Source organism: Larkinella harenae (assembly GCF_054780515.1).
Genome location: NZ_BAAGWE010000009.1, coordinates 31,028 through 57,656, shown reverse-complemented (window position 1 = coordinate 57,656; position 26,629 = coordinate 31,028). Strand labels below are relative to the sequence as shown.

Annotated in this window: 24 protein-coding genes; 14 read left to right on the top strand and 10 right to left on the bottom strand. The window is 49.4% G+C overall.

Annotation, left to right across the window (positions count from 1 at the left end; genetic code table 11):
- The first annotated feature begins 166 nt into the window (after window positions 1–166).
- On the top strand, window positions 167–1,333 hold the full coding sequence (locus ACYVH9_RS27045; RefSeq protein ID WP_460639559.1) for a glycoside hydrolase family 43 protein: 1,167 nt from the start codon (window positions 167–169) through the stop codon (window positions 1,331–1,333).
- 385 nt (window positions 1,334–1,718) lie between these two features.
- Here ACYVH9_RS27045 and ACYVH9_RS27040 read toward each other — a convergent pair whose 3' ends face one another.
- Window positions 1,719–2,255 (bottom strand): GAF domain-containing protein, encoded by a 537-nt coding sequence (locus ACYVH9_RS27040; protein ID WP_460639558.1) that lies wholly within the window; start codon window positions 2,253–2,255, stop codon window positions 1,719–1,721.
- A 116-nt stretch (window positions 2,256–2,371) separates the two neighbouring features.
- Window positions 2,372–3,775, bottom strand: a complete 1,404-nt coding sequence (locus ACYVH9_RS27035; protein ID WP_460639557.1) for a sulfatase family protein — start codon at window positions 3,773–3,775, stop codon at window positions 2,372–2,374.
- 259 nt (window positions 3,776–4,034) lie between these two features.
- Between ACYVH9_RS27035 and ACYVH9_RS27030 the strand changes: the two genes are divergently transcribed.
- Entirely contained in the window at window positions 4,035–4,823 is a 789-nt protein-coding gene (locus ACYVH9_RS27030) for a hypothetical protein (protein WP_460639556.1), read from the top strand.
- Between the two features lie 259 nt (window positions 4,824–5,082).
- Here the strand turns inward: ACYVH9_RS27030 and ACYVH9_RS27025 are convergent, their stop codons facing one another.
- Genes ACYVH9_RS27025 through kaiC form a run of 4 tightly spaced genes read right to left on the bottom strand, consistent with a single transcriptional unit; the run spans window position 5,083 to window position 8,714 of the window.
- The gene (locus ACYVH9_RS27025) at window positions 5,083–6,363 is read right to left on the bottom strand and encodes a sensor histidine kinase (protein WP_460639555.1); all 1,281 of its coding nucleotides are present in this window, start codon (window positions 6,361–6,363) and stop codon (window positions 5,083–5,085) included.
- Window positions 6,363–6,680 (bottom strand): circadian clock KaiB family protein, encoded by a 318-nt coding sequence (locus ACYVH9_RS27020; RefSeq protein ID WP_460639554.1) that lies wholly within the window; start codon window positions 6,678–6,680, stop codon window positions 6,363–6,365. The genes ACYVH9_RS27025 and ACYVH9_RS27020 overlap by 1 nt, the downstream gene beginning before the upstream one ends.
- Before the next feature lies 1 nt (window position 6,681).
- Window positions 6,682–6,975, bottom strand: coding sequence for a circadian clock KaiB family protein (locus ACYVH9_RS27015; RefSeq protein WP_460639553.1), 294 nt, complete (start codon window positions 6,973–6,975; stop codon window positions 6,682–6,684).
- Window positions 6,976–7,001: 26 nt separating this feature from the next.
- Entirely contained in the window at window positions 7,002–8,714 is a 1,713-nt protein-coding gene (gene kaiC, locus ACYVH9_RS27010) for a circadian clock protein KaiC (RefSeq protein WP_460639552.1), read from the bottom strand.
- 413 nt (window positions 8,715–9,127) lie between these two features.
- Here kaiC and ACYVH9_RS27005 point away from each other — a divergent pair, with 413 nt between their 5' ends.
- Both ACYVH9_RS27005 and ACYVH9_RS27000 read left to right on the top strand, forming a co-directional pair.
- Window positions 9,128–9,823, top strand: coding sequence for an SIP domain-containing protein (locus ACYVH9_RS27005; protein ID WP_460639551.1), 696 nt, complete (start codon window positions 9,128–9,130; stop codon window positions 9,821–9,823).
- Window positions 9,824–9,833: 10 nt separating this feature from the next.
- Entirely contained in the window at window positions 9,834–10,700 is an 867-nt protein-coding gene (locus ACYVH9_RS27000) for an AraC family transcriptional regulator (protein WP_460639550.1), read from the top strand.
- 81 nt (window positions 10,701–10,781) lie between these two features.
- Here ACYVH9_RS27000 and ACYVH9_RS26995 read toward each other — a convergent pair whose 3' ends face one another.
- Window positions 10,782–11,768: a site-specific integrase gene (locus tag ACYVH9_RS26995; RefSeq protein ID WP_460639549.1), complete on the bottom strand. Its 987-nt coding sequence runs from the start codon at window positions 11,766–11,768 to the stop codon at window positions 10,782–10,784.
- A 290-nt stretch (window positions 11,769–12,058) separates the two neighbouring features.
- On the opposite strand from ACYVH9_RS26995, the gene ACYVH9_RS26990 reads away from it, so the two are divergent.
- From ACYVH9_RS26990 to ACYVH9_RS26975, 4 genes are all read left to right on the top strand, one after another.
- Window positions 12,059–12,301: a type II toxin-antitoxin system prevent-host-death family antitoxin gene (locus tag ACYVH9_RS26990; RefSeq protein WP_460639548.1), complete on the top strand. Its 243-nt coding sequence runs from the start codon at window positions 12,059–12,061 to the stop codon at window positions 12,299–12,301.
- A gap of 486 nt (window positions 12,302–12,787) precedes the next feature.
- Window positions 12,788–13,237 carry an Hsp20/alpha crystallin family protein gene (locus tag ACYVH9_RS26985; RefSeq protein WP_460639547.1) on the top strand — a complete coding sequence of 150 codons (450 nt, stop codon included), beginning with the start codon at window positions 12,788–12,790 and terminating at the stop codon, window positions 13,235–13,237.
- Window positions 13,238–13,644: 407 nt separating this feature from the next.
- Window positions 13,645–14,022: a hypothetical protein gene (locus ACYVH9_RS26980; protein WP_460639546.1), complete on the top strand. Its 378-nt coding sequence runs from the start codon at window positions 13,645–13,647 to the stop codon at window positions 14,020–14,022.
- Window positions 14,023–14,262: 240 nt separating this feature from the next.
- The gene (locus ACYVH9_RS26975) at window positions 14,263–14,832 is read left to right on the top strand and encodes an HdeD family acid-resistance protein (protein WP_460639545.1); all 570 of its coding nucleotides are present in this window, start codon (window positions 14,263–14,265) and stop codon (window positions 14,830–14,832) included.
- Window positions 14,833–14,900: 68 nt separating this feature from the next.
- Here the strand turns inward: ACYVH9_RS26975 and ACYVH9_RS26970 are convergent, their stop codons facing one another.
- The gene (locus tag ACYVH9_RS26970; protein ID WP_460639544.1) at window positions 14,901–15,047 is read right to left on the bottom strand and encodes a hypothetical protein; all 147 of its coding nucleotides are present in this window, start codon (window positions 15,045–15,047) and stop codon (window positions 14,901–14,903) included.
- 423 nt (window positions 15,048–15,470) lie between these two features.
- On the opposite strand from ACYVH9_RS26970, the gene ACYVH9_RS26965 reads away from it, so the two are divergent.
- A complete protein-coding gene (locus ACYVH9_RS26965) occupies window positions 15,471–16,088 on the top strand; it encodes an outer membrane beta-barrel protein (RefSeq protein WP_460639543.1) in 618 nt (205 codons plus the stop codon).
- A gap of 182 nt (window positions 16,089–16,270) precedes the next feature.
- On the opposite strand, the gene ACYVH9_RS26960 is transcribed toward ACYVH9_RS26965, so the two are convergent.
- Complete coding sequence (locus ACYVH9_RS26960; protein ID WP_460639542.1) at window positions 16,271–16,489, bottom strand: Kazal-type serine protease inhibitor domain-containing protein; 219 nt, start codon at window positions 16,487–16,489, stop codon at window positions 16,271–16,273.
- A 262-nt stretch (window positions 16,490–16,751) separates the two neighbouring features.
- Between ACYVH9_RS26960 and ACYVH9_RS26955 the strand changes: the two genes are divergently transcribed.
- Window positions 16,752–16,910, top strand: a complete 159-nt coding sequence (locus ACYVH9_RS26955; RefSeq protein ID WP_460639541.1) for a hypothetical protein — start codon at window positions 16,752–16,754, stop codon at window positions 16,908–16,910.
- 215 nt (window positions 16,911–17,125) lie between these two features.
- On the top strand, window positions 17,126–17,401 hold the full coding sequence (locus ACYVH9_RS26950) for a hypothetical protein (protein ID WP_460639540.1): 276 nt from the start codon (window positions 17,126–17,128) through the stop codon (window positions 17,399–17,401).
- A 260-nt stretch (window positions 17,402–17,661) separates the two neighbouring features.
- On the opposite strand, the gene ACYVH9_RS26945 is transcribed toward ACYVH9_RS26950, so the two are convergent.
- Window positions 17,662–18,198, bottom strand: a complete 537-nt coding sequence (locus tag ACYVH9_RS26945) for a pyridoxamine 5'-phosphate oxidase family protein (protein WP_460639539.1) — start codon at window positions 18,196–18,198, stop codon at window positions 17,662–17,664.
- A 423-nt stretch (window positions 18,199–18,621) separates the two neighbouring features.
- Between ACYVH9_RS26945 and ACYVH9_RS26940 the strand changes: the two genes are divergently transcribed.
- The 3 genes from ACYVH9_RS26940 (at window position 18,622) to ACYVH9_RS26930 (ending at window position 26,570) form a co-directional block, all read left to right on the top strand.
- Entirely contained in the window at window positions 18,622–20,619 is a 1,998-nt protein-coding gene (locus ACYVH9_RS26940) for a sensor histidine kinase (RefSeq protein ID WP_460639538.1), read from the top strand.
- Window positions 20,620–20,783: 164 nt separating this feature from the next.
- Window positions 20,784–24,902, top strand: a complete 4,119-nt coding sequence (locus ACYVH9_RS26935) for a hybrid sensor histidine kinase/response regulator transcription factor (protein WP_460639537.1) — start codon at window positions 20,784–20,786, stop codon at window positions 24,900–24,902.
- Between the two features lie 345 nt (window positions 24,903–25,247).
- Window positions 25,248–26,570: a beta propeller repeat protein gene (locus ACYVH9_RS26930; protein ID WP_460639536.1), complete on the top strand. Its 1,323-nt coding sequence runs from the start codon at window positions 25,248–25,250 to the stop codon at window positions 26,568–26,570.
- Window positions 26,571–26,629: the final 59 nt, after the last annotated feature.

The following is a 26,629-nucleotide window of genomic DNA, read 5'->3' as shown; positions in this document are numbered from 1 at the left end:
GGAAATTAGCTAACCTTTTACGGCAAAAGCAACCACTGTTGGCTACCAAGGGTTATTCCGTAGAAAGCCGAAAAACGGTAGACCGCTGTCCCTTCGTTCTTTCATGAGAAGTCTCTTTAACCAGTCAGGCAAATGCCTGTCTTTTTTACATGATTCGCTATCCGCTATGAAACGATTCCTGTTGCAGATTTTAGTTGGCTCTTTGCTGTTTTTGGCCCCTGCCGTTGCACAGACCACCCGAAGCGTGCCATCCAATAAGACCACTTTTTCGAATCCCTTGCCGGTACAGCTTGGAGATCCGTACATTTTATATACCAAGGGCACTTATTACTTATACGGAACGGGCGGTGGCGCTAACAAGGGATTTAGTACCTACTCCTCCACCGATCTGGTAAACTGGAAGCCAGAAGGCCAGGTTTATTTTCATGACAATAAAAATGGCTGGAGTGACCCCAAAGCCAGTTGGGGCGGGGCCTATTGGGCACCGGAAGTGTATGAAGTGAAGGGAAAGTATTACCTGTTTTACAGTGCCCAGTGGAAGGTCAATCCGACCCGCGAAGTAGAAAATTTTCGCATTGGGGTGGCCGTCGCTGACAAGCCGACGGGTCCTTTTGTTGATCTGGCGAACCAACCCGTTTTTGATCCGGGCTATCCCATCATTGATGCCAATGTCTTTTTTGATACCAACGGCAAAGCTTATTTGTATTACTCGCGGGCCTGCTACAAACATCCGGTGAAAAGTGAAGTGGCCGATTTAGCGCGCCAGAAAGGCTGGTTCAAGGAAATTGAAGAAAGCTGGGTATACGGCGTAGAACTGAAACCGGATTTCACCGGTGTAATTGGGCAGCCCGTTTTAATCTTACGCCCCCCAGTTCGGCTCAGCGATAAGCAGGCCGAATGGGAGAGCCGGTCGGTAACGGCCCGCGAAGTAAACCGTCGCTGGACGGAGGGGTCGGTTACGTTTAAAAAGGACAACACCTATTACATCATGTATTCAGCGAATCATTTTGGCGGTCGTTATTATGCCATTGGGTACGCTACCTCCTCGTCCCCGTTGGGTCCGTTTAAAAAAGCCGCTAACAATCCGATCTTGCAGCAGAATGTTGATAAGGGCGGCTCGGTAACGGGCACTGGACACAACAGCATCGCTTACTCACCGGATGGCAAAGAGATGTTCTGCGTCTACCACGGTCGAACCGCTCAAACCGGCGATGAACGGGTTGTATTTATTGATCGGATGCAGGTGAAAAACGGAACGATCACCATTGCAGGTCCTACTACGACTCCCCAGAAGCTGCCTTCAGGGACCGGTAAACGCCCTAAAAAACCGTAAACGGGGTATTACCGTTTCCGGAGTGATACAACCTTTATAAAATGACAATGTGTGAAAAGCTTTGCTCGAAATGAAACGGTATCTTTTTCGTAACGAAGCCATACGTTGACATCTTTTTGCCGTCGAAATTGCTCGGGGACCTCATCAGCCGGGAAAAATTCTGAGCCAACTTCAAAGCGCCAACCCGCACAAGGATTGTACGTGTCATCCTGGAACCCTCTTAAAACAGCTTTTACTTCTCTGGGAGGAACACGATCCGAGCGGCAAGCTGACAGAAGCAAAAGAAGTATTACGGCTATTCGTGCGCTCATTGGGATTGCTATTTTTTCGGGAGGGATTCTGGTACCACGAAAACCGTTGGAAATAGGTTATAGAAAGTGGTAAATTAGTGAGCAGACGCGACAAAAGCAGCTATAACGGGCTGTAGGAGCGGCAGTAGGGTCTCAATCTGCGTTTTTTCTTCGTCAGTCCAGTGTCGGGGGCGCCCAAACAGGCAGGGCTGCAAAATTCCCCAGAGTTGGTTATCCTGGTGAATGTGGGCATGAATCAGGGCCCGGTGACCGAAGGTTTCCCGCTCGAACTGTCGATTGAGCACCTCAGGGCCTGCGGTTTCAACATCATCCACATACACGGATGGCTTCATGGCCAACGCGGCACGAATCAGCGGGTCTTCAGCGGGTAATGTGGTGGTATCGGGTTGCCAGTTGGGCTGTATCGTGTTTTTGTCGGAGATTTTCTCATTTTTACGCCAGCAAAAGGCGGTTCGTCCCCGCTCCTGATCGGGCTGCCTGACGTACAGGAAGCATCGGTCGGCATTCAGGGCCGTCCCGACGCATTGAACCACCAGCGATAATGTTTCAGAAGGCGAATGGCCGGCCTGGACAATGTTGTCAATGGTTGCCGCTAAGGTGTGTATAGGCATCATGGATGCTTAACCCCTGATCGCTGGTCCTGGTTTTCAGATTTATTTAACCAATCTGCCTCACTTTACCTGGACTGGATTTTAACCTTCGAACGGACGGGCCAGGACGCCAATAGTCACTCCGGTTTTCGAGTGTAAGTGATGTCCAGGGCGGCTCCTGCATCGCCTTGCTCGTTCATCCAGGCTTCTAATTTCTGTCGGTAGTGCTGAATCCTGTTTTGGAATGCCGGATTTGCCGCCAGGTTGGTAAACTCTCCGGGATCGGTCTGGGTGTCGTAGAACTCAACGGCGGGTCGTTTCACAAACCGGTCGGTAATGCGCTTGGCTTTCGGATCGCTAGTGGCCTGATCGACCCAGGAAAACCACACAGAATTACCATCTTTCCGTTGGGGATTCATCATAAACCGATTGTAGTATTCCTCGTTGGGCGTCAGGTTCAGAATTAATTTATAACGCGTATCACGGATGCTGCGGATGGGATACGGATTTCCCTCCGGAATGTTGTTGTGAATGCCGTACGCATACGAGCGGGCCTGCTGCCTTTTTCCGCGCAAGACCGGCAGGAAGCTGCGGCCGTCCAAACCGGCTATCGGCTTTCCACCCGCCAGCTCAATGAGCGTCGGGGTGATGTCTTCGTATTGAACCAGCGCATCGGTTTCGGTTCGGGGTTTGACGGTTCCGGGCCATTTCACCAGCATGGAGCTTTTCTGTCCCACATCCCACAGATTCCATTTGGCCCCGGGAAACTGGGCACCCTGCTCGCCGAGAAAGATAACGATGGTGTTTTTTTCCTGCCCGGTTTCTTTCAATAGGCGGGTAATATCGCCCACCTGGTTGTCAAGCCGCCGGATTTCGGCCAAGTATTTGACAAATTGCCGGCGCGTCAATTTGGTGTCGACGCAATAAGAAGGCAACATCAGTTGATCCGGATTAAACTCGGTGGTATCGCCGACGGTCCAGGGTGTATGCGGATTGATGCTCATCACGAAGAGACAATACGGTTTGTCGTCCCGGGTGATGTATTCCTTGACGCCATCCAGTGTGTACGAATCGGTTGCCGCCACGCAGTTGGGTTCAAAACCGCTTACCTTGTCGAAGGGGAATACGGTTTGGGGTTTGGTACTGTGGTCTTTGCCCGTCAATCCAACCCGGTAACCCAGAGCGGCCAGGTAATGGCCAATGCTTTTCAGGTGTGGGTAAACGGGTTTGTGATTCTGGAACGAACCATGCCGGACTGGGTACAGGCCCGTGAACAACGACGCCCGCGTGGGCACACACATGGCTTCGGACGCATAAATGTGGTTGAATTTAATACCCTGATCGGCCAAGGCGTCGATGTGGGTGGTTCGAAGGTTCTTTCCCCCGTAGCAACTCAACTGGCGACTGTCGAGGTCGTCAGCCATGATGATGACAACATTGGGTGGAGTGGCGGCTGGCCGTTGGGCAAATCCCGCATTGCTACATCCAACTGACAGGATCATTAATCCGATTAACCAACTGCTATTCTTTTTTTGGCGCATTGCAATCCAGGTTTTAGGGATAAAGGCAAACGAGCGGTTTTCCGGGGTTCCAATTCGTTCCGTCGGCTCGGGGTAAAGTCAATGCAACGGAAACCCGTATGATAAATTAAACCAGCACCTAAGTTACTCTAAAAGGGCTTGTTTTTCAGTTTTTTAAGCGTTAGCTGTACCGCTTGGTCAATGACCTTTGGGGGCAATCCAACCTTTTAACCCAAAAGCATGTCTCTACTAAAAATTCACCCTAAATCACCTGATTTTTATGAAGCGACTTTTCTTTACGCTGCTGCTTCCGTTTAGTGTCGTGATTTTGTTCGATGCCTGCACGGTTCAGGATCATCAGCCTGGGCCGTCGGCCTGCCAGCTGCTGACGTTTACGGTTATTGATAAATCGGCCCGTTCCGAGATCCCGTATTTCCAGCCTTTGAGTGAAACCGCTGAATTGGACGGCAAATCCGTTCAGATTGGAACCCGGTTCACCGAGAAGTACACGTATGATGAGCAAGGCCGGTTAAGTCAGTATGTTTTTGACCCTACTGGCAACTTCACACCAACGACTCTAAACTATTCCTACCAGCCTGGATTGATGAAGGGAGGTTACTCCGATTTGGCTTTGAATGAACAGGGACTGTTAGCGGATGTTACCACCAATACCCAGGTTCCCACCTACTATACGTACAATGCGGAAGGATACTTGATAAGAAAGGAAACGGATGGACTTGTTCAAATCTATACGGTTGCGGATGGTAATATAATCAACGAGGAAGCCATCGTAAAAGCTACTGGGTCAAAGATGGTCTATGAGTACGAATACGACTTTACCCGGCCCAATTTGCCAAACATTGCGCCCCAGGAAGGCAAAGCGAGCAAAAACCTGCCGATTCAATTAACCGTGAAGAATTATGGCACATCGTCCGATCCGATCGTAAGCGTCTACAAGTACAACTACCTGTATGACGAGCAGGGTCGGGTCAAACGGAAATACTTTCTGGAAATGAGCGCTAGCACTCCTTATTACCGGGTGATGGATTATAGCTATACCTGCCGGTAGGTTGTCCCTGCTCTGGTACCTCATTTGTTCTCAGATAGTCCAAAGAGGTCTTTGGACTATCTGAGACGTTGCCACAGAGGGTTGTCTGTGGGGATGGTTGAGATTGAGAAGCGGATTATTCAGGCGACTGGACCGCAATCGAAGTCAGTCCGCTTCGGTTGCCTCGACAAGGTCGGAAACCGTACCGGAGGAAAGCGATTGGTAGGCACTCGGGGTACGAGGCTTGAAATTACTGATGTTATGTTAAGCCTGGATGCTGTCAAACCGGCAAATAAATGAAGAAGGTAGCGCCCTGTCCCGGTTGGCTTACAGCGGTGATTGCTCCACCGTGATTGTCCACTACTTTCTGGCAGATGGCAAGGCCAATGCCCGTGCCTACGTACTCGTTCTTGCCGTGTAGCCGCTGAAAGACCTGAAAGATGCGGTCGAGGTACTTTTCATCAAAACCTACTCCATTGTCCTTAACGGCAATTTGGTGATACCGGTCTGCGGGCTGGCTGGGCTGGAGACCCAGGGGCAAATCACCGGCCGCCAGGGCCTGATACTGGATCTGAATATGGGGTGGTTGGTCGGCTTGCCCAAACTTCAACGCATTGCTCAGCAGGTTCTGGAACAGTTGGCCCAGTTGCAGGGCATCGCCCGGTAGGGAGGGTAATGCATCCACGTCAATGACGGCTTTTGCCTCAGTGATCACGAGTTCTAAATCAGAGAGCACCGTATCCACCACCTGATTCAGGGAGACTACTGTTTTACTTTTTTGCAGGATCGAAATACGGGAATAGGTCAGTAAGGCACGAATCAACGTCGACATGCGGCTGGCGGCTGACTGCATTCGTTCCAAGTAGGTTACCCCATCTTGTAACTGACTTGCATACTGACTTTTCAATAGGTCGCCAAACTGTTGAATTTTCCGCAGCGGTTCCTGTAAGTCGTGGGAGGCTACGTAAGCAAACTGTTCCAGGCTTTCGTTTGACCGGTACAAGGCCTTATTGGCCGACGCCAGCGCTTCATTCGCACTTTTCAGTTGCGCCTGCGTTTGCTTCTGTACAGTTAAATCGGTCAGTATTAAACTCAAACATTTTCCTTCATCCAATACCAACGGGGTAGCGGAAACCAGGCATACCAGGTCATTCTGGCGTTGATAAAGCGTCAGTTCGCGCTTGCTGGCATTTTGCCAGCTTTCCTGGATAAAGTCCTCGTACGCGGACTGACAATTGGGGCTGATGTATGGCTTGAATGCCGTCCCGATGACACTTGACAGGGGCTTTTCAACCATCCCGGCAAAGGTAGCGTTGCTGTATAAAATAAGCCCCTGCTCATTCAACGTTACGGCACCTTCGTGCATGGTTTCAATAAATACCCGGTAGGTTTGATCAGCCGTTTTGAGGGTGTAAAGTTCATGTCCTTGCTGGCCTTCCACCACAATAGCGTCTACCTGCCCCAGGCGAATGGCCTGAATGGTTTCTAAAGCTTCCTCTAACTGAATGCGTAACTGCTCGTTTTCGGCAGAAACCTGGTCGAACGTTTTTGGGGGAATCATCAGCTAACAATGCCTAAACCTTTCAATACCTTGTCTGTGTCCGAGAGGTCGCCGATGAATCGGCGCTCGGGCCAGGGCGTTTCTTTGATGAGCAAAGGAAGGGCGATCAGTTGCGCTGCCTCGGAAAGCTGCTTCTGCTGATGCACATCAATAATGTTCAACGAATAACGGCCCGGTAGGTGGGTTTCGCAGATGTGTTTGATGTTGGCAATCGCCCGAACCGAATGCGTTGAAGCGCCCGTTACGTACAAGCGAAAGTGAAAGAACTCCTGCTCCTTCGGTTCATCGACACCTTCCCAATCGGCTGGCTGACTCATCTTATTTTTTCGCCGAGCGAATGTCTAAACCCACCAAGACTTTTTCTTCATTTGACAAATCTCCAATGATCTTGCGGATGGGTTCAGGTACTTTTTTCACCAAGGTTGGAACGGCCAGAATCTGATCGCCAGCCGCCAGTTGGGGATTTACTAACAAATCAATTACTTCAATAACATAGTTGCCCGCTAAATGTTCTTCACAATAGCGCTTCAGATTCGCAAGCGCCGTTACGGATTTAGTCGTCTTGCCAGCTACATAGAGTCGCAGCTCCCAGACGTTTTCTTGATTTTCCATTCTTAAAATGGGTAAATAACCGGTGCTTATTCGTCGTTATGACGATTCCGGATCATTTGATCCCGATTTTGTTCGATAATCTCTTTTCGTAGTTCTTCTTCGACAAAGGTACGGTTCAATTCCTCCTGTACCGATTCGAATTCTTCTTTGAGGCTGGCAATTTTTGATTCCAGGACCAGGCGTTTGCGTTCAATTTCCCGGTCTTTGCGGGTTACGGCATGATCCCGTAGGGCAACTCCGGTTGCTTCCTGCAGTTGCTGGGCTTCGCGGGCAGACCCGGTCAGTACGCCCTCTGCACCCAGGTAGACATCGATCAAATCCACCCCTGTGTCGGTAATGACAAATTCCCGAACCTGATTGGAGTGCTTCATGCCCCGTGATTTCATCACATACAAACCGCGGTTTCGCTCCCCATTCGATTCAATGTCACGCACCAATAACCAGGCATCTACCAGAGAGGAAACACCCTCGTCGGTTTGTTGGTCAACAATGGTATTGAGGGAGAGGGCTGTAAAGAGTACGGTAATCTGCTCGGCCTGCAAGAAATCAATGAGCCGGATGAGCATCGCTCGAACTTCCCGTAAGGTTCCAACAGTTACCAAGTTGGTAATCGGGTCCAGCACAACAACGGCGGGTTTGAACGCTTTGACGAGCTTATGGATGGTTACCAGGTGCATTTCCAGCCCATTAAGTGTTGGCCGGGAGGCCTGGAATTCCAACAATCCTTTTTTCGTGTGGGCCTCCAAATCCATACCAATCGAACGCATGTTGCGGCATATTTGCTGGGGCGATTCTTCGAAGGCAAAGTAAAGTACTCGCTCACCCCGCCGACAGGCCGCATGAACAAAGCTGGCCGCCATACTGGTCTTCCCTGTTCCGGCCGTTCCCGACACCAGAATGCTACTCCCTTTGTAGAATCCCTTGCCGTCCAGCATTTTATCCAGGGCCGGAATGCCCGATGAAACGTGGTCGAGTGAAACGGGATGATCCAGCGTGAGGGAGGTGATGGGCAATACCGAAATTCCGTCTTTGTCAATTAAATACGGGTACTCGTTGGTGCCATGTACGGACCCCCGGTACTTAACGATCCGCAGCAGCCGGGTCGATATCTGGTCGACAACCCGATGCTGAAGGAGAATGACACAGTCGGAAACGTACTCCTCCAGTCCATCCCGGGTTAGCGTACCGGTTCCCTGTTCCCCGGTAATAATGGCCGTTACTCCTTTTTCTTTTAACCAACCAAATAACCGGCGGAGTTCGCTGCGAATAATGGCCTGATTGGCCAAACTGGAAAACAAGTTTTCAATGGTGTCAAGCACCACGCGTTTGGCTCCAATGCTATCGATGGCGTATCCTAACCGGATGAACAAACCATCGAGGTCATACTCACCGGTTTCTTCAATCTCATTCCGATCAATATGAACGTGATCGATCTTGAGCAATTGGTCGGTTTGAAGTTGGTTCAAATCGAAGCCTAGCGAGGCTACATTGGCGGCTAATTCATCGGCCTTCTCCTCAAAAGCGACAAATACGCCGGGCTCATTAAACTCCAGGGCACCGCGGACAACAAACTCCAGGGAAAATAGGGTTTTTCCGCAACCTGGTCCTCCGCAGAGGAGCGTTGGTCGCCCTTTCGGTAGGCCACCATTGGTGATTTCATCAAAGCCGCCAATACCCGTAAGAACTTTGGGTAACGAAGGATGATGCGAATTAACAGGCTGATGAGTGGGTGAATTCATTAAATAGGTAGGTAACTAACCACGCTAAAGTCTAAAACAATGGGTTTTCCAGGGGAGTTAGATTATTCCGAGACTCCATTATTAGGTGGATTAAATGGAGGGAAGCTAACACCAACCCCTTCTTAAGCTGAGCAGCCATTAGCATAATCAGACACAAGAGGGAGCCTACGCAATTATAATAAAAAATTCTTCTTATACAATTCTGGGTAGATAGGCAGCAGGCCATTGATGCAAGATGGCGAATTGACAATCGACGACCGATCTGTCCGTCGTGAAGGTTTACGCTTGAAAAGCCACAAATCTAAATCGGCTTCATTTTTGCCTTAATATGCTTTTTGTCCACCTCCTCCCGCCATTTGTAGGACGAATCCCATATCCTCCGTTGCTAGTTTTGCCGAAAAGTAAAACAGATCATGGCAAATATCTTGAAAAAAGCAGCAGCCGGTCTGCTGGAGATGATGTTGACTCCGGCCCAGGTAACGGATGTTCGGGCCTGGCAACCGGCTACTCTTTACGAAGTCGATGTGTACCTACCCACGGTTAATATGGAAAAATGGAATTCGATCAAACGTTTCAAATGCAAGGTCGATGCCTTTGCCTATCGGGATTATACCCCGGCCTTGTGGAATGCCAACCGACAGGTGTGTACGCTTTATATTGAAGCGGGGCATCAGGGAGCCGGAAGCCGTTGGGTTCAGCAACTCCATACGGGCGATGAAATTTTTCTGGGCGTAGCCCACGCAGCCCCGCTGCCCACGCAGGTGGGTAAAATATTGTGCCTGGGTGACGGAAGTGCCCTGGGCCATTTTTTAGGATTGAAGCAATTGACAGATCGGACAAACTACCCGTTGGAAGCAGCGGTTGCGCTGCATGACAATTACCAATTGCCCACCGCTTTGCTTAAGAACAATCCCGAATTTGAATTCATCATAAAGCCACAAGGTGATAGCCTTACTCAATTAGCCCAATGGTATGCGTCAAAAGATTTAAGTGCTTATTCGTCGGTGTATATTGCGGGAAATATCCCCATGGTAACGGGTTTACGAAGAAAGCTGAAAGCGATGCAGGACGTACACGCCAGAATTTATTCCCATGGATTTTGGTCATAAAAATGAAAGGATGGCGAAAGAAAAAATTCAGATTTATTCTATTGCCGAAAGTTTGACCGGCGTAGAAATTTTTCACCTATCGGACCCAACCGCCCTCGAACTGGGTGAAGAAAGGGCCCTTATCCCACACCGTCATGATCATTATTTTTGCTTTTTACTCGAGGAAGGGGTTCTAAACTTTAGCGTAGATTTTCAGAACCTGGAGATTCAGGCTTCTTCTCTTTTAGTATCTTGTCCGGGGCAAGTTCACCAGACGGGTTATGCCAGGGACGTGGCGGGGTGGATCCTGGTGTTCGATGCAAGATTCATTGATATAAATGCCCGAATGGTGATTGAGCAATCGTTGGCGAAAGTTGCGTTGCTCCAGTTGGAATGTTCCGAACAGGAATGGATTACCGGAGTTTTCCGGTTAATGCAGTCTACCCTGCACGAAAAAAGGCCGGAATCCTTTTATCCCCAGCTACTGCAAACCTTGGTCAATGCGTTCTTCTACAAAGCTGTGAGTCTGTTTCAGTTGCAAGAAACGAAACGTATTCAGGAGTATTCGCTGCGAAGCATTGAAATCGCCAAGACGTTTCAGCAACTGGTGAAAGAACATTTTTTTACCTCTAAAAAACCGGCTGATTATGCATCCAAGATGAACCTGACCGTCAGCTACCTGAACGATACGGTGAAGTCGGTGACGGGTTTTCCTTCGACCTATTTTATTCAGCACGAAATAATCCGTGAAGCACAACGACTACTGTTTTATACCGCTAAAAGTGTGAAAGAAATTGCTTTCCAGCTGGGGTATGAAGATCACAAATATTTTATCAGGCTGTTTAGCAAAACCGCCGGAATATCGCCGGCTAACTTTAGGAAAACCAACAAACAATAGGTTTTATCGAGTTACCACTGCACAACGGGCAATGGGCGTGTAGGTCTCCCCATAAAGGCCAAACAACACTAAAGTAGTAGCTTATAGGTTAAGTTTTCGGCCTGCATTATGCTGGCGGGCGTTCTGTACCCGGGTGTAACGCCGAATCATTTCCGTGGTCTTGTGGCCGGTCTGCTGCATGATTTCTGAATCGACCGCCCCGTTCAGTTTGGAAATCGTGACAAATGAGGCCCTGAGTGAGTGGGCTGAAAACTCCTCGCCCAGATACTGTTTGGTAATTCGGTCTACGGCCTTGTCACTCAGCCGCTCGGTGGTTACCTGATTACCTTTCCGAATTCGTACGAAAAGGGGACCATCGGTCGTACCTGTTTCCAGTTCCCGAACCCGTATCCACTCCTGAAGCATTCGTACCGGGCACAGCGCGCGTTCCGGACTGTAGAAGAATACCTTCGTTTCCCGCTGACCCAGTTGATTCGTCTTGCTGCGTGTTTGGGTAATCATGGCCCCGTCTGCATCGAATTGAACTTGATTCGTGTCCAGGGCTACCAGCTCGGAACGACGAAAAGCACCCGCAAACCCGACCAGCAGCAGGACTTTGTCCCGCAAGGCGGTAAACAAGGGCACTCCCTGGCTTTCGGTTTCGACGGCGCGTAATCGATTCTTAATCGTCTCTAGCTCAAAAGCTGGGGCCTGGTGCTGGGGTTGGGCGTGTTCCCGTTGAATTCCCTTTAGCAGGGCTTTCAAGCTGGCATCTTCGAAATCGGCGGGCTGCCCCATGAGTTGATGCCATTTGCGAATAGCCGCCAGGCGTCGTCCCAGTGTGGCCCATTTGAGCTCGGGGCCCACGGCTGTCAGGTATTGGGTAAGGACCTGAGACGTAGCGGGCAGATCTACCAAGTTGTGTTGCTGGCACCAGTTGCGGTAATGGCGCAGATCGGAAGCATACCCCCTCACCGTATTTTGGGCTCCTTCCAGACCGCGCCGGATGTATTGCTCCCGCCGGGCGTTGAGCTCAGAATCCGGAACGACAGGCAGGGATTCGTTCGATAAGTCCACTATTTCGCTCATGGGCATTTGTTAAGTCCAAGGTATTTTCGTCAAGTATACGGCTCCGAAAAGCGCCACCATTACTAAAACCTAAATGTAGCGTGCATTTCTCTTAAAATCGATTGAGTCCGATAACTTTTACTTGTCGGACCAATTAAGCATTGTCAAAATTAGCGTACAAGTAGCTCTTACCACCTTATTGAAAGAAGATTAAAGCCAACCAGTAACCACCTTTGCCCTACTTGTTTTATTTGGAAATAGAGAATCGGGTTGTATTTTAGCTAATCAGACCATTAACGATAGTCCAACAAGTGGAAAATACAACGACAATTACCGCACAGCAATTACGGAAAGAATCGACAGAGTACCTCAATCGGGTCTATTATACCGGTCAGGCGTATACCATTGTTAAAAGTGAAAAGAATGCCAAACCGTTTGCAGCCCTGGTACCAATGCATGTGTTAGACCGCCTGGCTGAACTGGAAGCTTTGTTGAGCGCTCAGGCGGAAAGCGGACAATCCTCTTTGACGGACGAAAGCTCCAGTGTACTTTAAACGGATCTTTTCAATTGCGAGGAAAGTACCGTCTACTTTCCCTTTTGACTCCTGACCCAATTGGGTTGAATGGACGAGGTGAGCTGTGTGAAACTACGGTTGCTTGAGTACACCCCATGCCTGCAAAAACGGTTACTAGTGCTTTGTGAAAATAAGCTAAAAGCCATTCCTTAACGCGGGTTGATTGAAACCCGCTGAGCACCGCCCCTGATTGTAAAGGCGTCTTATTCCTTCTCTACAACTATTTTCCGGTACATCAAAAGCTGTATTACTATTCCCGGGTTGCCAGGTGCGCGCTCTGCCTGCAAACTGACAAAATTTCAGTGTTAACCCCGGTGAAAGAGTATGAAAAAATGACAGGCATGGCCTGCGGATTGCTGCCATGATTGGTTTGGCATAGGGTTTGTAAGGACGGTTTTTGAAGGGTAATCTCGGGGTTTTCCCTTCAGTAAATTCTTGTTTAACATTTAAAAAGTTAGGTTAATCATGTCACTCATCAAAAGAAATGGGGCATTGCCCACGGCATTTCCGGCGCTCTTCGATGACTTTTTTGGCCGGGATCTTTTTAACTGGAACAGTCGGAATTTTTCGTCCACTCAAACCAGCCTACCGTCGGTCAATATTAAAGAAACCGCCGATGCGTTCGAGGTAGAAATGGCCGCTCCCGGCATGGAGAAGCAGGATTTCAAGGTTGAACTCAATGGTAACCAGCTAACCATTTCCTCCATCAAAGAAAACCGGGAGGAAAAACAGGAAGGGGGTTATACCCATCGGGAATTTAGCTACCAATCTTTCCAACGCAGCTTTATGCTGCCTAAGGATGTGGTTGATGAAGACCGGATCGAAGCCCGGTACGAAAACGGGGTTTTACATTTGGCAATTCCCAAAAAAGAGGATGCTAAACTAAAAGCGCCCCGTCGGATCGAAATCCGCTAAAATGGCTCCCGTCTGTTTGGCCTGTACCCCTACAGGGGTACAGGCTTTTTGTTTTTATCTTTACCCAAAGTCGTCTATTCGTCAAGGAGTTTGCTGCTTCAAAAGAAACCTTGAGTGGTGGGTAGCCCTCGATTTGTCAGTAGGTCTGCTTTATCGCTTGAGAAGGCTACAAGTTAATCCATCTCCCCGGCCTTTTTGTTAATGGTACGATTACAGGATAGGATGATAACCTCCCGTTTTCTCACTTTCGGCACCAACCGTAGTCTTATCGCTTCCACCGTTCGTTCAGCGAAAGAGTATTTTACGAATTGTAAAGCCAGTGGCTTGATCGGAGAGCGTAACCCGAGTACGGGGGAGTTTGAATGAACAGGTAGGTGCTGGTCTGGGATATTATAACAAATCAAGCCATGAAAAAGAGTCTTTCATTCGGTAGCCTATGGGTAATTCTTCTCTTTTTACAAAGTAGTTGTACGAGCGGTGTTCGTGACCTTGATTTAATCAATCAACAATTTCAGGTCACGTATAATGTTGACTCGACTCGGGGGTTCGATTCCACCCAGCTGGCTACCCTGCAAAGCTCCAAAGCCATCTATGTATTTAGCGAGGATGGGAAAGGCACCAGCCATGTTTCAATGGGTATGGTGTCGAAAGACAATCCATTTACCTGGTCGCTGAACAAAGATACGCTCTTGATTGACCAAACCGCCTACCGCATTCGGAAGGAAGGTCAGCGGTTTATTCTGCGTTCCGATTCCGTAAAGATTCTGATGAGCCAGCAAAAGTAAGTGGTGATTCAACCCGCCTTTATTTTTGCATGCGGGAACGACAGACAGCTGCCGTTTGACAGGAAAGCTGAAGGGTGGCCGTTGAGCACTGGGTGGCAACACGCGAAGGTAGGTATACGACAATCTAAGCACCCCGAAATTCCGTCGCTGGAGTCGACTTTAAGGCACTAGTTGGATTCAGCGCCTTGCAACATTACCACTGAATGGGGGTTTATGTAGAAACTAAGAGCATAAAATACGATGGAAAATAAGGTTGAAGATCCGCTTCAAAAGGCAGTCAAGTACTGGTGGATTCCTTTGCTAATCGGTTTACTTTTAATTGCATTCAGCCTATGGATTGTGTTTACTCCTGTGGCTTCGTATGCAACCTTAAGTGTACTGTTTAGTCTTATGCTTACCGTATCCGGGCTTTCCGAAGTGGCTTCGGCGGTCAACTACCGCCAATCGGTTAAGGGGTGGGGCTGGATGCTCGTTGGAGGCATCATTGATCTGGCATTTGGCATGTACTTACTCATGAATCCTTCTGTTACCATGGCCGTGCTGCCGATACTTTTAGGGGTTGTGTTGCTGTTGCGTGGAGTCTTCTCAATGGGGCTATCATTGAATCTGCGGGCTTATGGTACCCCCAATTGGGGCTGGATATTGTTGTTGGGAGCCGGACTGGTCATTTTTGCCATTATGATGATTACCAACCCCGCATTTGGCGTATTTAATATTGTCATTTGGACCGGAATGGCCATCTTCTTTGCTGGCATTTTCCGGGTTTCGCTGGCAATACGGCTTCGCAGCATGAAAAAGCGGATGGAATAGGAAGGCTTGCTAGCAAAACGGGGGAGTTACGAAACGCGTACACGTTATTGCAACGGGAATCAAAATGATTATTCAACAGTAGAATTGAACGAACGAAGCCCTTCATTCAAAATATCAAAAAGCGCATTGGTATTGATGAATCCCGTTTTATCCATCTGTTTTACCGCTTCATGGGCGCTGAGCGGTACGGTTTCTCCCCAGCTTGACTTTGCCATGATGATCATTTTTTCTCAGGCGGGAAAATTTCATTGATTTGTCGAACCTGCTCGTTCAGTTCTTCGGGCGTTACGGGCTTTATTTCTTTCTTCTTTTCATGCGGTAAAGGTACGGAAAAGCCCAGCCTTGCAGCTAAGTCTCTTTATTTCTTTCGCACAATAGGGAGACGGGGAAAAGTAACGGTTCCTAAGAGGTACAATTGGCGTGTAAGCACCGAAACGACGGTCTGTTTAGTCGTTCCATTACTAAAACCTCCTGTTCATAGGATGGGCCTAGCCAATAGGACGCGTTACCGGAAAATTCAAGATATTTAGTAGAGATTGAGGAGTTTATTGCTTGGTAAATAAATAAACGCTGCGCGTAGTCGGTTGTACAAATTTGTTAATCATATGGATATCTTTTGTAAGTTTCGTTCGTGGCCTATGAAAAGGATCGGATTTACCTTTTTATTGGCTGTTGCACTGGGAGGATCAGCTTTCGCCCAGACCGAAAAAGGCCGCTGGCTAGTGGGGGCTCAGGTGGGCGAATTCTCCTATCGGATATACAAGAATAATTCGGGCCATTATTTCTCGGTCAACCTGACGCCATCAGCTGGCTATTTCATCGCTAACAATTTGCTGGTTGCCGCCGTACTTCCCTTTGATGTTAACACCCAAAATGTCAACTACGGTCCAAGCTTTTACAATCGGAGCATCGGAATTGGGCCGAGTATCCAGTATTATGTGGGAAATAGGAGGCTCAAGCCTTACTTCGGAATTGGCTACACCTATAGCCGGAGCTACACCAAATGGACAAATTTGGGAGGGATTGACCCGGAAAGCATCACCAAAAGCTACGTTGGTAACCTGACACCGACGGCGGGAATTGCTTATTTTATCAATCGAAATGCGCTAGTAACAGCCGGTTTCAATTACAACATACAGCACAACGGGCAGGAGACGTATTCTCCCTCCCGACCAACTACCGTTACCAATAGCTACGCCGAAAATTTCAAATCGCTGTCGCTCGGAATTCGCTTTGCTCTCCTATTCGGGAAGTAAGCCCCGACTTACTTTCGGAAACAAATTGATCAGTTAAAATACGCAGAACCATGAAGAGGTCTTTGTACCATGCTAAAGGCCGATATCGTTCTGTATTCACTCATCTATGCACTGGCCGCCACCGTCCACGTTATTCCTCCACAAGAATCTCGATAGGGAGCTTTCTGACTGACTCCAGCACCTTATTTAGTGCGGCACTCACCAGAAGTGTAGGTATTGATACCATATGCTTTCGCAATGCAGGGGTTATCATAGGTTTTTCCATTACAACCACAAACCGGATTCAACTCAAATGTGCATAAAACCGGTGTATGTAACGGTTTTTCAATACATGCTGGGTCTATTTCTTTCTTACAGCTGCCAAAAGCGCCGATTAGTAGTAAACTCAGTAAAATCCTCATGGTGTTTCGCGGTTTGAGTAATGACCCTGGTAAATCCAGAAGGGTTTAAAAGAACGGTTTTCGAATCTGCTGACTCATTGCGTCACCCGGATACCAACAGGACCATTCGCTTACTATTCAGGTCACTGGCAAGATTTGGCTGGTAATTTGAGGTAATACTTCTATCGGTTGTTCTTCTTTCTTTATACCGTTGGCTTTGGCCATTCGATCCATTGGGTGTGCTAAATTTTGCTAATCCACCGAACGAATAATACTTTACCCCATGTCTCCAGAATCGATCAAAGCTCAGCTTCAGGAATTGGAATGGGTCGTCTCAAAAGGATTTCAATTGAGGCATCATCGTTCCAAACGGTTTCCGCCTTCCATGATTAAAGATGCAATCATCCTGATTCGTCAGTTTCGCAAGTTGAATCGTTCTTAACGGGGGGCTTGTGAAGGACGTGACAAACCGGAAGGCCAGATCCTTTGGCAATGCGTCCCGAGGTGATCATAACTACTTATTGAGCGAACGAATGACTGCACTTTGTTAGCCATTTTTAAACGGATTTCCCCCTGAATGGCCTTTTTGACGTTTTCTATCCATATGCTCTAACTTTTCAGAACAAGTCAGGTTATTATTCAGTTATCGTCTTTTTTATGGAGAACGACCTACATCTTGCTTCGTTAAGAAAACAGATTGACTTGCTGGATGGCTACACCCAACGGCTGGAAGAGTTTCTGCTAAAAAATGAGACCATGCTGAAAAGCGCAGAAGCGCAATTCAAGGATACGAATCTGAGGAAGCGCTGGATTACGCATTACCAATCCCAACATCTCCTCCTAAAACGTGTTCTGATTAGATTCAACCAACTAAAACAACAGACTACGGTCCAATTGCAGCAGTTTGAAGCAATCGATTCCTATTACGAATGAGTGGTGGCGGTGTCGATTACTGCGATTTTCGCGCTCATGAAGGGGCGTTTTATCATCGCGAAACGTTTAAGAATTTGTTTCGGGCAACGGGTAAACTACGCTGATTCGCCGTTTCACGGCATCCGAAAAGACCGGACATCCTTCACAAATCTATTCAGTGGGTGATTGAGAAATCCACGAAGAATGAGTCAGGTTCGACTTATACGCCTACACCTGGCTCTATTCCGTATTCAAATACCTGGCCCACAGTGGGTTGAAAGCTAAACGGTCAAGTTGCCCTCGATTGAATCATCCAGTGTTTTTCCGAGCACAGCACCGGTTGCCATTTTCAGAAAGGCGACCACATTGCCGTGTTTGTTATCCCAGTAGTACCCTTGTTGAGTGACCACTTTGATCACCGTAATCCGAGGATCATCGATGCCTTCTGTAAACCAGGTTTTTAACAACGGTTCCCACAATTCTTCAATGAGCGCCCGGTCCGTAGAAATGCTGGCTTCGCCGTATACACTCAAAAAACCGGAATGCTCCGAGCCCTGAAAGAGCAAGTGTACCCGACTGTCCCGGGCTATTTCGGCATTTTTATGACTGTCGTTCGCGCTCAAAAACCAGAACACGCCACTTTCTTCCACTTTTTGCACCGACATGGGACGCGTGCGCAGCGGCTCACCGGTGGTAAGTTGGGTACAGAAAAAGCAAGTGCTGCTTTTGTCCACCAACTCCTTAATTTTCAGGCCTGCTTCGGAGCCGGTCAAATCCTGGTGGTTTTCTTCCGGCTGTTGTTGATTGATGCTATCCATGCGTGTGTGATTTGAACAAAGTTGATTACCTGAAAAGTCTAACTACCCAAAGCGATAATCGTCTTTCCAAACCATATATTTCTTTTAGCAGGGTTGAAAAACCGTTCACAGCTTTTTACAAACCTAGGACCTTGTCGCGCAACCCATCCGATTGACAAGCTGCTGAGCGGTTTTCTGAGGGTGAAGTGAGGAGAGAATTCGTCCGTTTTCGTCCTGGCCAACACGGTCATTTTTTGAACCAAGCCGGTAGAAATTTGTTAAGTCCTCATACGCTTAAGCCCCAGTGAATTAGGTGTAGGTCATCTACGGGCAGGAAGGATGCCGTACAAAAGAATTATGGATTCGTTCTTGCACCGAAACAGATTTGAGTTTTAAGTTTTGGGCACTATTAATCCCCGTAACCCGAAAGCATCTGCTTTTATCATGCAGAACAACTACTATTTACTCCTTCAAAATATCAGTGAAGCCCTGTTGATCTTAGACGTCAATGGTCAGGTCAATGATGCTAACCCGGCGGCCTCATCGCTTATGGGGTATTCAAGGGGCGAGTTTTTTCATCTTTCGCTGGCCATGCTTTATCCTCAGCGCAACGATGACATTAAAATGGATTATGAACTGACCCAGGCTCGCAAGCAGGGAAAGCTGGTGGTGGAGGGATGGAAAGTAAAAAAAGACGGTACACTGTTTTGGGCGGAAATGACCCTGGCACCGGCTTACGATGAAAACCATACCCTTACGGGGTATACTTGTCTGATTCGGGATGTTACCCAAAAAAAGGAACAGCGGCTTGAGCTCCGGAAAAGTGAAGAACGCTACCGACTGATGGTGGAAGGTGTTCGGGATTATGCCATTTTTATGCTCGATACGACCGGGCATATTCAGACCTGGAATGAAGGAGCCAAACGCATTAAAGGCTACGTGAGTGACGAGATTATTGGCCAGCATTTCTCTATTTTCTATACGCAGCGGGACCTGGATGACCAGAAGCCTCAACGGGAGTTGGAGATTGCCCTGGCAACGGGAAAATACGAGGAAGAAGGCTGGCGAATCAAAAAGGACGGCTCTATTTTCTGGGCGAACGTGGTTATCACAGCCTTGTTCAATACCCAGAATGAATTAGTTGGCTTTTCGAAAGTAACCCGGGATTTGACCGAACGAAAATCAATGGAAGAAGCGATTCGCCGGAGAGAAGAGCTATTTCGTTCGCTGGTTGAGCAGGTGACCGATTACGGCATTTTCATGTTAGATGAAAAGGGCCGAATTGTGAGTTGGAACGAAGGGGCCAACCGCATCAATGGTTATAGTGAAGAGGAGATCATCGGAAAATATTTTTCCATATTTTATCCTGAGGAAGACATTCTGAATGGCAAGCCTGCTTACGAATTGAAAGTAGCGCGGCAATCCGGTAAATACGAGGAAGAAGGCTGGCGGCTGCGGAAAGACGGCAGTTCGTTTTGGGCCAGTATTGTCATCACGGCGGTCTACAACAGCGCGCAGGTACTCATTGGCTTTTCCAAGGTGACCCGCGATCTGACCGAGCGCAAAGAAGCCGAAAAAGCGTTGCGAAACAGCTATGAGCAGCAGCGGTTGCTGGCCCAGCAATTGCAAACGACCAACGAAGAGCTGGCCGCCATGAACGAAGAGTTAGCAGCGATGAATGACGATATGGCCGAATCCAACCGGTTGCTGCTGCGTTCTAACCAAAGTCTGCAACAGTTTGCCTACGTGGCCAGTCACGACTTGCAGGAACCCCTGCGCAAAATTCTTTCGTTCAGTACTTTGCTGCAAACTCAATTCGCGGACCAGTTGGGAGAGGGGGCCGATTACCTGGAGCGGATGCATTCCGCAGCGGGCCGCATGTCGGCCCTGATCCGGGATTTGCTTACGTTTTCACGGCTTTCAACCCAGAATGATACGCATCAGGCGGTCTCGTTGAATGCCGTGGTTCAGCAGGTGGTGACTGATCTGGAGTTAACCATTCAGGAAACCGGTGCCGAAGTGCTGGTGGGTGCCTTGCCAACCGTGCCTGGAAACATCGTGCATTTGCAGCAACTGTTCCAGAATTTACTCAGTAATGCGCTGAAGTTTCGCCGGCAGGACGTCAAACCGATCATTGAAGTTTCTGCCCAAATCCTTTCAGGCGAGGAGTTACCCGTATCCATCAAGCCGGTTCGGACGGCAACGGTATACCATCGTATAGAGGTATCCGACAACGGAATTGGGTTTGAAGAAAAATACGCTACCCGCATCTTCGAAGTCTTCCAGCGACTGCACACCCGTAGTAACTACCCCGGCACGGGCATCGGCCTGGCTATTTGCGAAAAAGTTGTCGCTAATCACGGAGGCACTATTTTGGCACGAAGTCAACCCATGCAGGGCGCAACGTTTAGTATTTATTTACCGGTAGTCGATACTGAGTAGCGTCGCCAGCCGCATTTAACGGCCTGCATGAAAGGTTTTCAGCAGCCGTGGGCGATACGGGCAACCGTTTAGTAGGGTGGCGTTTGAAATCAACGGAGTAAGTATTCTAAATAAATACTATCTTATGGCTCTGTTACAGCTCTGTTCATCCGTACTGCCTGCCGATGTCAAAACTGCTGGCCTTATGCACCTTCCGCTTCTGTGGGCTATTGATTCTGCTCCTGGCACCACCGCGCACGGGCGCGCAGTCGCTGCCATCCTCACCGGCACCCGAGAGCTATCCGATTGCCAATCAATTTGAACACCTGAGCGCGGAAGATGGCTTATCCAATAATTACGTGACGGCTATTCTCCAGGATCAGGACGGTTTTATGTGGTTCGGAACGGCGGATGGCCTGAATAAGTACGACGGTTCAACCTTCACCGTGTTCAAGCCCAATCCAGGCGAGCCCAGCCGCAGTTTTCAAAATGGATTTATCATGGGCCTGTGTGCGGGAGACGCCAACCAACTCTGGGTCGTTACCGATGGGGGCGGATTGCACGAAGTCAACCGAAAAACGGGTCAGGTGATACCCCACCTGATTCATGCGCCCCAGGCCAATCGCTGGAACACCCAACTTTCCGTTTATCGGGACCAGCAACGCATGCTCTGGATCAGTACCCAGGCGGGTTTGGCTCGCTATGAACCAGCTAAACACCACTTCACCCTTTATCCGTCGCCCGTCGCCGACATTGCGGTCAAAACCGTTTTCGAAGATCGCCAGCATCGTTTTTGGGTGGCAACCCACCAGGGTTTGTACCTGTTCAATCGCTCAACTGGCCAATTTACGCTCGTTCCTCTGCTGGATTGGAAAAGCTCCCAACCCTCCTTTCAGTCTTTTTATCTGGATCAGAATGAGGTGTTGTGGTTGGGAACAGCAACGGCCGGCTGTAGTCTGTTTAAGCTCGACCTGCGCAAACAACCCTGGCAATTGATTCCGTACAACCCCGGCAGGCAACTTAATCCCTATATCTGGCGCAACACCATTCACCGGGACACAACGGGGCTGGTCTGGGTAGGTACCACCACGGGTTTACAGGTCATTGATCCGACCACTGATAGGGTGTTTACCTACCAGTCCACTCCGAATGATGACAAAGGACTCAGCAGTAGCAGCGCTCAGGCGGTTTATCATGACCGGTCGGGTATGCTATGGGTTGGTACCGATAATGGCATCGATCGGCGGGCAGCCAACACCAAACCCTTTTCAACCTACCAGGTCAAGCCCAACGTACGCGGGGCGAGTATGCCCGACAACCGAGCCTTTGCGGTGTTTCAGGATAAGCGTGGTCAACTCTGGTTCAACAATTCGCCGACTTTGTACCGGCTTTCCGCCGATCAGCGCCACCTGGACCGAATACCGGCTCACCAATTGGGCAACAGTGAGCAACATGCTAACGAGGTGACCGCCTTTTTGCCCGACGAGAAAGAAGGTATTTGGATGGGTTCGTACGATGGCTTGTATCATTATGAGCCCGCTTCGGGTCAGTTGATAAGCTATCCATCCGAAATACCGGCCCAGTTCATTGCGGTTCAGTACAACAATCGAAAACCGTCGGGTGATATCTGGGTGGGAGGGGAGCGGGGGTTTGCCTCGTTTAATCCCCGGACCTACCGCTATACGTACTACAAATACCGGCCCGGGGATTCCAACGGTATTCCGGACCAGTACGTTTACGGGATGCTGGTCAGTCAGACGGGCGACGTATGGATTATCATCAACCATTTGGGGCTTTGCCGATTGAACCCTGCAACTGGGAAGATGATCCGCTACTCCGCGGGGGATTTGGGTGAGCTGAGTACAAACGAGGTGCTGACTTTGTACGAAGATGATGCGGGCATTATCTGGATCGGCACGCACCGGGGCGGGTTGAACCGGTTTGACCCTAGAACGGGTCTGTTTTCAGTGATTTCCCATCAGGACGGCATCCCCGGCAACACCATTGTCGGCATAACCGGGGATGCTTCAGGGCAGCTCTGGCTAAGCACCAACGCCGGTCTTTGCCGGATCAATCCCCGCACCAAAGCCATTCATACCTACACCCTTTCAGACGGTTTGCCGAGTGATAATTTCAAGCAAAATGCCGTTTTTCGGAACGGCGATCACCTCATTTTTGGCAGTGAGAATGGGATTGTTCAATTCAACCCCGCGCAGATCCGCGATGATACACGACCCTTTCCGGTGCACATCACCAGGCTCTCGGTTTTGGATAAACCCCGGCCACTGACGGACAAGACGATTCGGTTGAATCATGACGAGAATCTATTGACGATTGGGTTTGCGGCTTTGACGTACGAGCAACCCATTAAGAATCAATATGCCTATCAGCTCGTTGGCATCAACAAGGACTGGGTACCCAACGGAAACCGCACAGTGGCCTCTTTTAACAGCCTACCGCCCGGCGACTACACGTTTCGGGTAAAAGCGGCTAATGCCAATGGATTCTGGTCTTTCCGGGTTGCTTCCCTTCAACTCATTGTGTTGCCGCCTTGGTGGGCTACGTGGTGGGCCTATGGAGGGTATAGCCTGCTTCTTGTTAGCGGCATTTGGGGTGCCATCCGGTTTTTTACCCATCGAATCCGGCAACGCCAGGAACTGGAGCTAAACCGTCGCCAGGCCGAACAGCTAAAAATCGTTGATGAGCTGAAAACACGGTTTTTTGCAAACATCACCCACGAATTCCGTACCCCCCTCTCGTTGATAATCGCGCCCGTTGAGAAATTGCTGCACGAAAGTCGGTTTGATGGTCCGATCCTGACGCAGGTCCACCAGAATGCCGAAAAGCTCCTGCGGCTCATCAACCAGTTGCTGGATCTGGCCAAACTCGAAGGGCACCACATGAATAGTACGCTCAGGCGAGGGCTACCCAATGCGTTTATCGACCAGCTCCTTACGGATTTTCGCCCAGCAGCGGAACAGAAAAATATAACCTTCACCTGGGATTTGAAAGGCTTCCCTCCGCAGGAGCTGGTGTTTGATGCGGATAAATGGGAGAAAATAGTTACCAATTTAGTTGCTAACGCGCTCAAGTTTACCGGCGCTGGCGGACATGTCCGAATGACCGTCGAGCCGGTTCGGGGGGGCGATGAACCAACGGGCGTGCACTTTCAATTGGTAGATTCAGGCATCGGCATCGGCCCCCAGCAGCTACCGCATATTTTTGACCGGTTTTATCAGGTTGACACCTCTACCACCCGGGCCCATGAAGGAACGGGCCTTGGGTTGGCCTTGGTTCATGAATTGATTCAGCTGCTCGGCGGCCAAATTACCGTAGAGAGTGAATTGGGGATCGGAACGACTTTCCGTTGGACCTTACCCGTTGGACCTGGATCGGCAACGGAGGAGCTTCCATTGGTGAGCAGGCCTACACTGCACCCACTTCCCGTGGAGGTAAGTTCGTTCCGGGAACCGGTTCTTCCGGTTCCTAACCGGGAACCTCAGCCCGCAGCCCGAATCCTGATCGTGGAAGATAATGTAGAATTGCGGGAGTTTCTGGTCGGGGAGCTGACCCCATTGTACCAGGTTCTGGCGGCAGGCGATGGCCAGGAAGGCTGGGATATTGCGCAGGCTGAGCTGCCCGACATTGTGCTGACGGATGTCATGATGCCCCGCCTGGATGGCTACGAATTATGCCAACTCATCAAAAACCATCCGGATACTGACCATGTAGCCGTGGTGATGCTGACGGCCAAAGCGACTCAACCAAGCCGGATTCAAGGGCTGGAACAGGGTGCCGACGAGTATCTTTCCAAGCCCTTCAGTATGGTTGAACTACGCCTGCGGCTGCAAAACCTACGCACGCGGCAGCAAAAATTGGGGGCGTACTACCGGAGAATGTTCACCCTGCCAGAGCCGCCCAGCGATTCACCCCTTCCGCCTGCCAACTTTTCAATACCCATCCTGTCGGGTACTGCTGACCCCTTTTTAAGGCGGGTTTTCGCTCTGCTGGATGAGCATCTGGATGATACAACCGTTGGTGTAGACTGGTTAGCGGATGCGTTGGCCATGAGCCGCAAGACGCTATACCGAAAACTTCAGAGTCTGATCCAATTACCGCCCGCTGACTTAATCCGGCAATACCGGATCCGAAAGGGTGCCGATTTCCTGCTGGCCGGTCACTCGGTGGCCGAAACGGCAGATTTGGTCGGCTTTAGTACACCTTCTTATTTTTCGCTGGTTTTTAAAGAAATGGTCGGGCAAACGCCAACCGAGTTTGTCGCCCGGCACGCAAAAACCACCTGATTTTTCCCTCCGCCGGGTTTCTTCGGCTGATTTGTCCCCAATTTGACGATATCTGTCCCCAATCTAACCGCCTTCTGGCGCTTGATAAAGCACTTTTGTGCTTATAAATCGACGCTATCCACACCATTTAAACAACTCCTTTGAACCAATCGAATAGCCGCACGAGCACTGAATGCGTCCGCGTTCAGTGCTCGGTGAATGCGCTTGATGAAAATGATCGGGCGCCATTCACCTATCGGTGCCAACGCCGATATAAAGCTGATCATGACTTAACGGGCGGTTTTGATGCGATCACAACCCCATTCTTTTTCAAAAATTACCCGAACCTACAAAGAGTACGGCAATATGGACTTATCATCAAAGTATTTTACCCTGCTCAGGGCGCCAGGCCCGGAGGTCTTGAAGCATGCCTGGCGTTTTGGGCTGGATATTCACCGAGTTGGCAAACTACGGGAGTTGATTTCTTTTATCCTCTGGGAGATCAGGCACCGGTTTCACATATATCGATACCATGATCGGTACCTTAAATTTACGGCTCACCCGAGTGTATCGATCTCCAGGCAGGAACAGGAACCCGCCGATGACCTGATAACCAGCGCATTTTTAAGGGAGAACGAGCTATGTTTCCGTCGGATTGCCATTGACTGGAAATTCTGTTTTCAAACAAGGAGCGGGCTTTGTTGGGGTACCCGGTTCGAAGATCCTAATGCCCTGTATTGCAGTCAGGACCAGAGCCAGTCGGCATTTTCGGTTTATGAATTTGCGCATCCGATTATGGCACTTTTTGTCAGTCGGCAAAACGTACTTTTCATTTGCTCCAACGGAATCGTTTACGCCAGTACTGATCAGGGCGTATCGTTCAATCCCGTTTTACGGTTTTCGTCTTCCATTAGCTATTTTTTATTTAACAACGGCATGACCGAATTACCCGACGGGACTCTGATAATCGGGGAATACGGTTCTATTTGGCAGGGCAATAAGTGGCAGAACCTGGCTTACCTGTACTCTTCTACGGATGGGGGAATAACCTGGGAAAAATCGGATTTTTTGATTCGGCAGGGCGTCAACAAACACATTCATCTCGTAAAGTACTCACCCCTGTTAAAAGCCATCCTGCTCACCGATGGCGATAACAAGAAGCAATTGTGGCTGAAAAAGAATGCCACTGCCGTGAAAGCGGACAAGGAGTGGCATTTAGTGACCAAATTCCACCATCAGACGGGGGGCTATTTGTCGATGGCCGAAACGGAAGAGGGGGTGCTGTTTGGCAGCGATTATTTAGGTGGAACCAATTTTGTGGTCAGTACAACCGATGGGCAGCGGTTTCGGAAGTTGGTGCTACCGGACCCGTATCGTCGAAGCCCAATCATGAACATGGTCTGTCGGCAGTCGGCTTCCTCCTCTGAAATTTGGGCAACGTCCTACAGTTGCCTTTCAGATAGCGCCCGAAGTTTAATGATGTGTACCCGAGATGCCGGAAAAACCTGGACACGGGTGCTGGATTTTGTGGGGGCCAAACATGAAGTTCGCTTAGTCAACGCGTCGCACGACCGTACCGAAGATCTTTACATTTCCATCACGGAGTTCCAGGAAAACCAAGACCAACCCACGCACCGGGTTTACAAGCTGGATCGGGTATGCCACGCCCGGGATGTGGCCTCCAGCTAGTGCCACGCAGCATTACTGGCGTACCCAGCCATTTCACTTTCTAAGTACATCGTCCTATT

Bases quoted from the DNA above. Each gene is read 5' to 3' on its own strand.
- ACYVH9_RS27045 (WP_460639559.1), top strand. From the start codon at position 167: ATGAAACGATTCCTGTTGCAGATTTTAGTTGGCTCTTTGCTGTTTTTG.
- ACYVH9_RS27040 (WP_460639558.1), bottom strand. From the start codon at position 2,255: ATGCCTATACACACCTTAGCGGCAACCATTGACAACATTGTCCAGGCC.
- ACYVH9_RS27035 (WP_460639557.1), bottom strand. From the start codon at position 3,775: ATGCGCCAAAAAAAGAATAGCAGTTGGTTAATCGGATTAATGATCCTG.
- ACYVH9_RS27030 (WP_460639556.1), top strand. From the start codon at position 4,035: ATGAAGCGACTTTTCTTTACGCTGCTGCTTCCGTTTAGTGTCGTGATT.
- ACYVH9_RS27025 (WP_460639555.1), bottom strand. From the start codon at position 6,363: ATGATTCCCCCAAAAACGTTCGACCAGGTTTCTGCCGAAAACGAGCAG.
- ACYVH9_RS27020 (WP_460639554.1), bottom strand. From the start codon at position 6,680: ATGAGTCAGCCAGCCGATTGGGAAGGTGTCGATGAACCGAAGGAGCAG.
- ACYVH9_RS27015 (WP_460639553.1), bottom strand. From the start codon at position 6,975: ATGGAAAATCAAGAAAACGTCTGGGAGCTGCGACTCTATGTAGCTGGC.
- kaiC (WP_460639552.1), bottom strand. From the start codon at position 8,714: ATGAATTCACCCACTCATCAGCCTGTTAATTCGCATCATCCTTCGTTA.
- ACYVH9_RS27005 (WP_460639551.1), top strand. From the start codon at position 9,128: ATGGCAAATATCTTGAAAAAAGCAGCAGCCGGTCTGCTGGAGATGATG.
- ACYVH9_RS27000 (WP_460639550.1), top strand. From the start codon at position 9,834: ATGGCGAAAGAAAAAATTCAGATTTATTCTATTGCCGAAAGTTTGACC.
- ACYVH9_RS26995 (WP_460639549.1), bottom strand. From the start codon at position 11,768: ATGAGCGAAATAGTGGACTTATCGAACGAATCCCTGCCTGTCGTTCCG.
- ACYVH9_RS26985 (WP_460639547.1), top strand. From the start codon at position 12,788: ATGTCACTCATCAAAAGAAATGGGGCATTGCCCACGGCATTTCCGGCG.
- ACYVH9_RS26980 (WP_460639546.1), top strand. From the start codon at position 13,645: ATGAAAAAGAGTCTTTCATTCGGTAGCCTATGGGTAATTCTTCTCTTT.
- ACYVH9_RS26975 (WP_460639545.1), top strand. From the start codon at position 14,263: ATGGAAAATAAGGTTGAAGATCCGCTTCAAAAGGCAGTCAAGTACTGG.
- ACYVH9_RS26970 (WP_460639544.1), bottom strand. From the start codon at position 15,047: ATGGCAAAGTCAAGCTGGGGAGAAACCGTACCGCTCAGCGCCCATGAA.
- ACYVH9_RS26965 (WP_460639543.1), top strand. From the start codon at position 15,471: ATGAAAAGGATCGGATTTACCTTTTTATTGGCTGTTGCACTGGGAGGA.
- ACYVH9_RS26960 (WP_460639542.1), bottom strand. From the start codon at position 16,489: ATGAGGATTTTACTGAGTTTACTACTAATCGGCGCTTTTGGCAGCTGT.
- ACYVH9_RS26955 (WP_460639541.1), top strand. From the start codon at position 16,752: ATGTCTCCAGAATCGATCAAAGCTCAGCTTCAGGAATTGGAATGGGTC.
- ACYVH9_RS26950 (WP_460639540.1), top strand. From the start codon at position 17,126: ATGGAGAACGACCTACATCTTGCTTCGTTAAGAAAACAGATTGACTTG.
- ACYVH9_RS26945 (WP_460639539.1), bottom strand. From the start codon at position 18,198: ATGGATAGCATCAATCAACAACAGCCGGAAGAAAACCACCAGGATTTG.
- ACYVH9_RS26940 (WP_460639538.1), top strand. From the start codon at position 18,622: ATGCAGAACAACTACTATTTACTCCTTCAAAATATCAGTGAAGCCCTG.
- ACYVH9_RS26935 (WP_460639537.1), top strand. From the start codon at position 20,784: ATGTCAAAACTGCTGGCCTTATGCACCTTCCGCTTCTGTGGGCTATTG.
- ACYVH9_RS26930 (WP_460639536.1), top strand. From the start codon at position 25,248: ATGGACTTATCATCAAAGTATTTTACCCTGCTCAGGGCGCCAGGCCCG.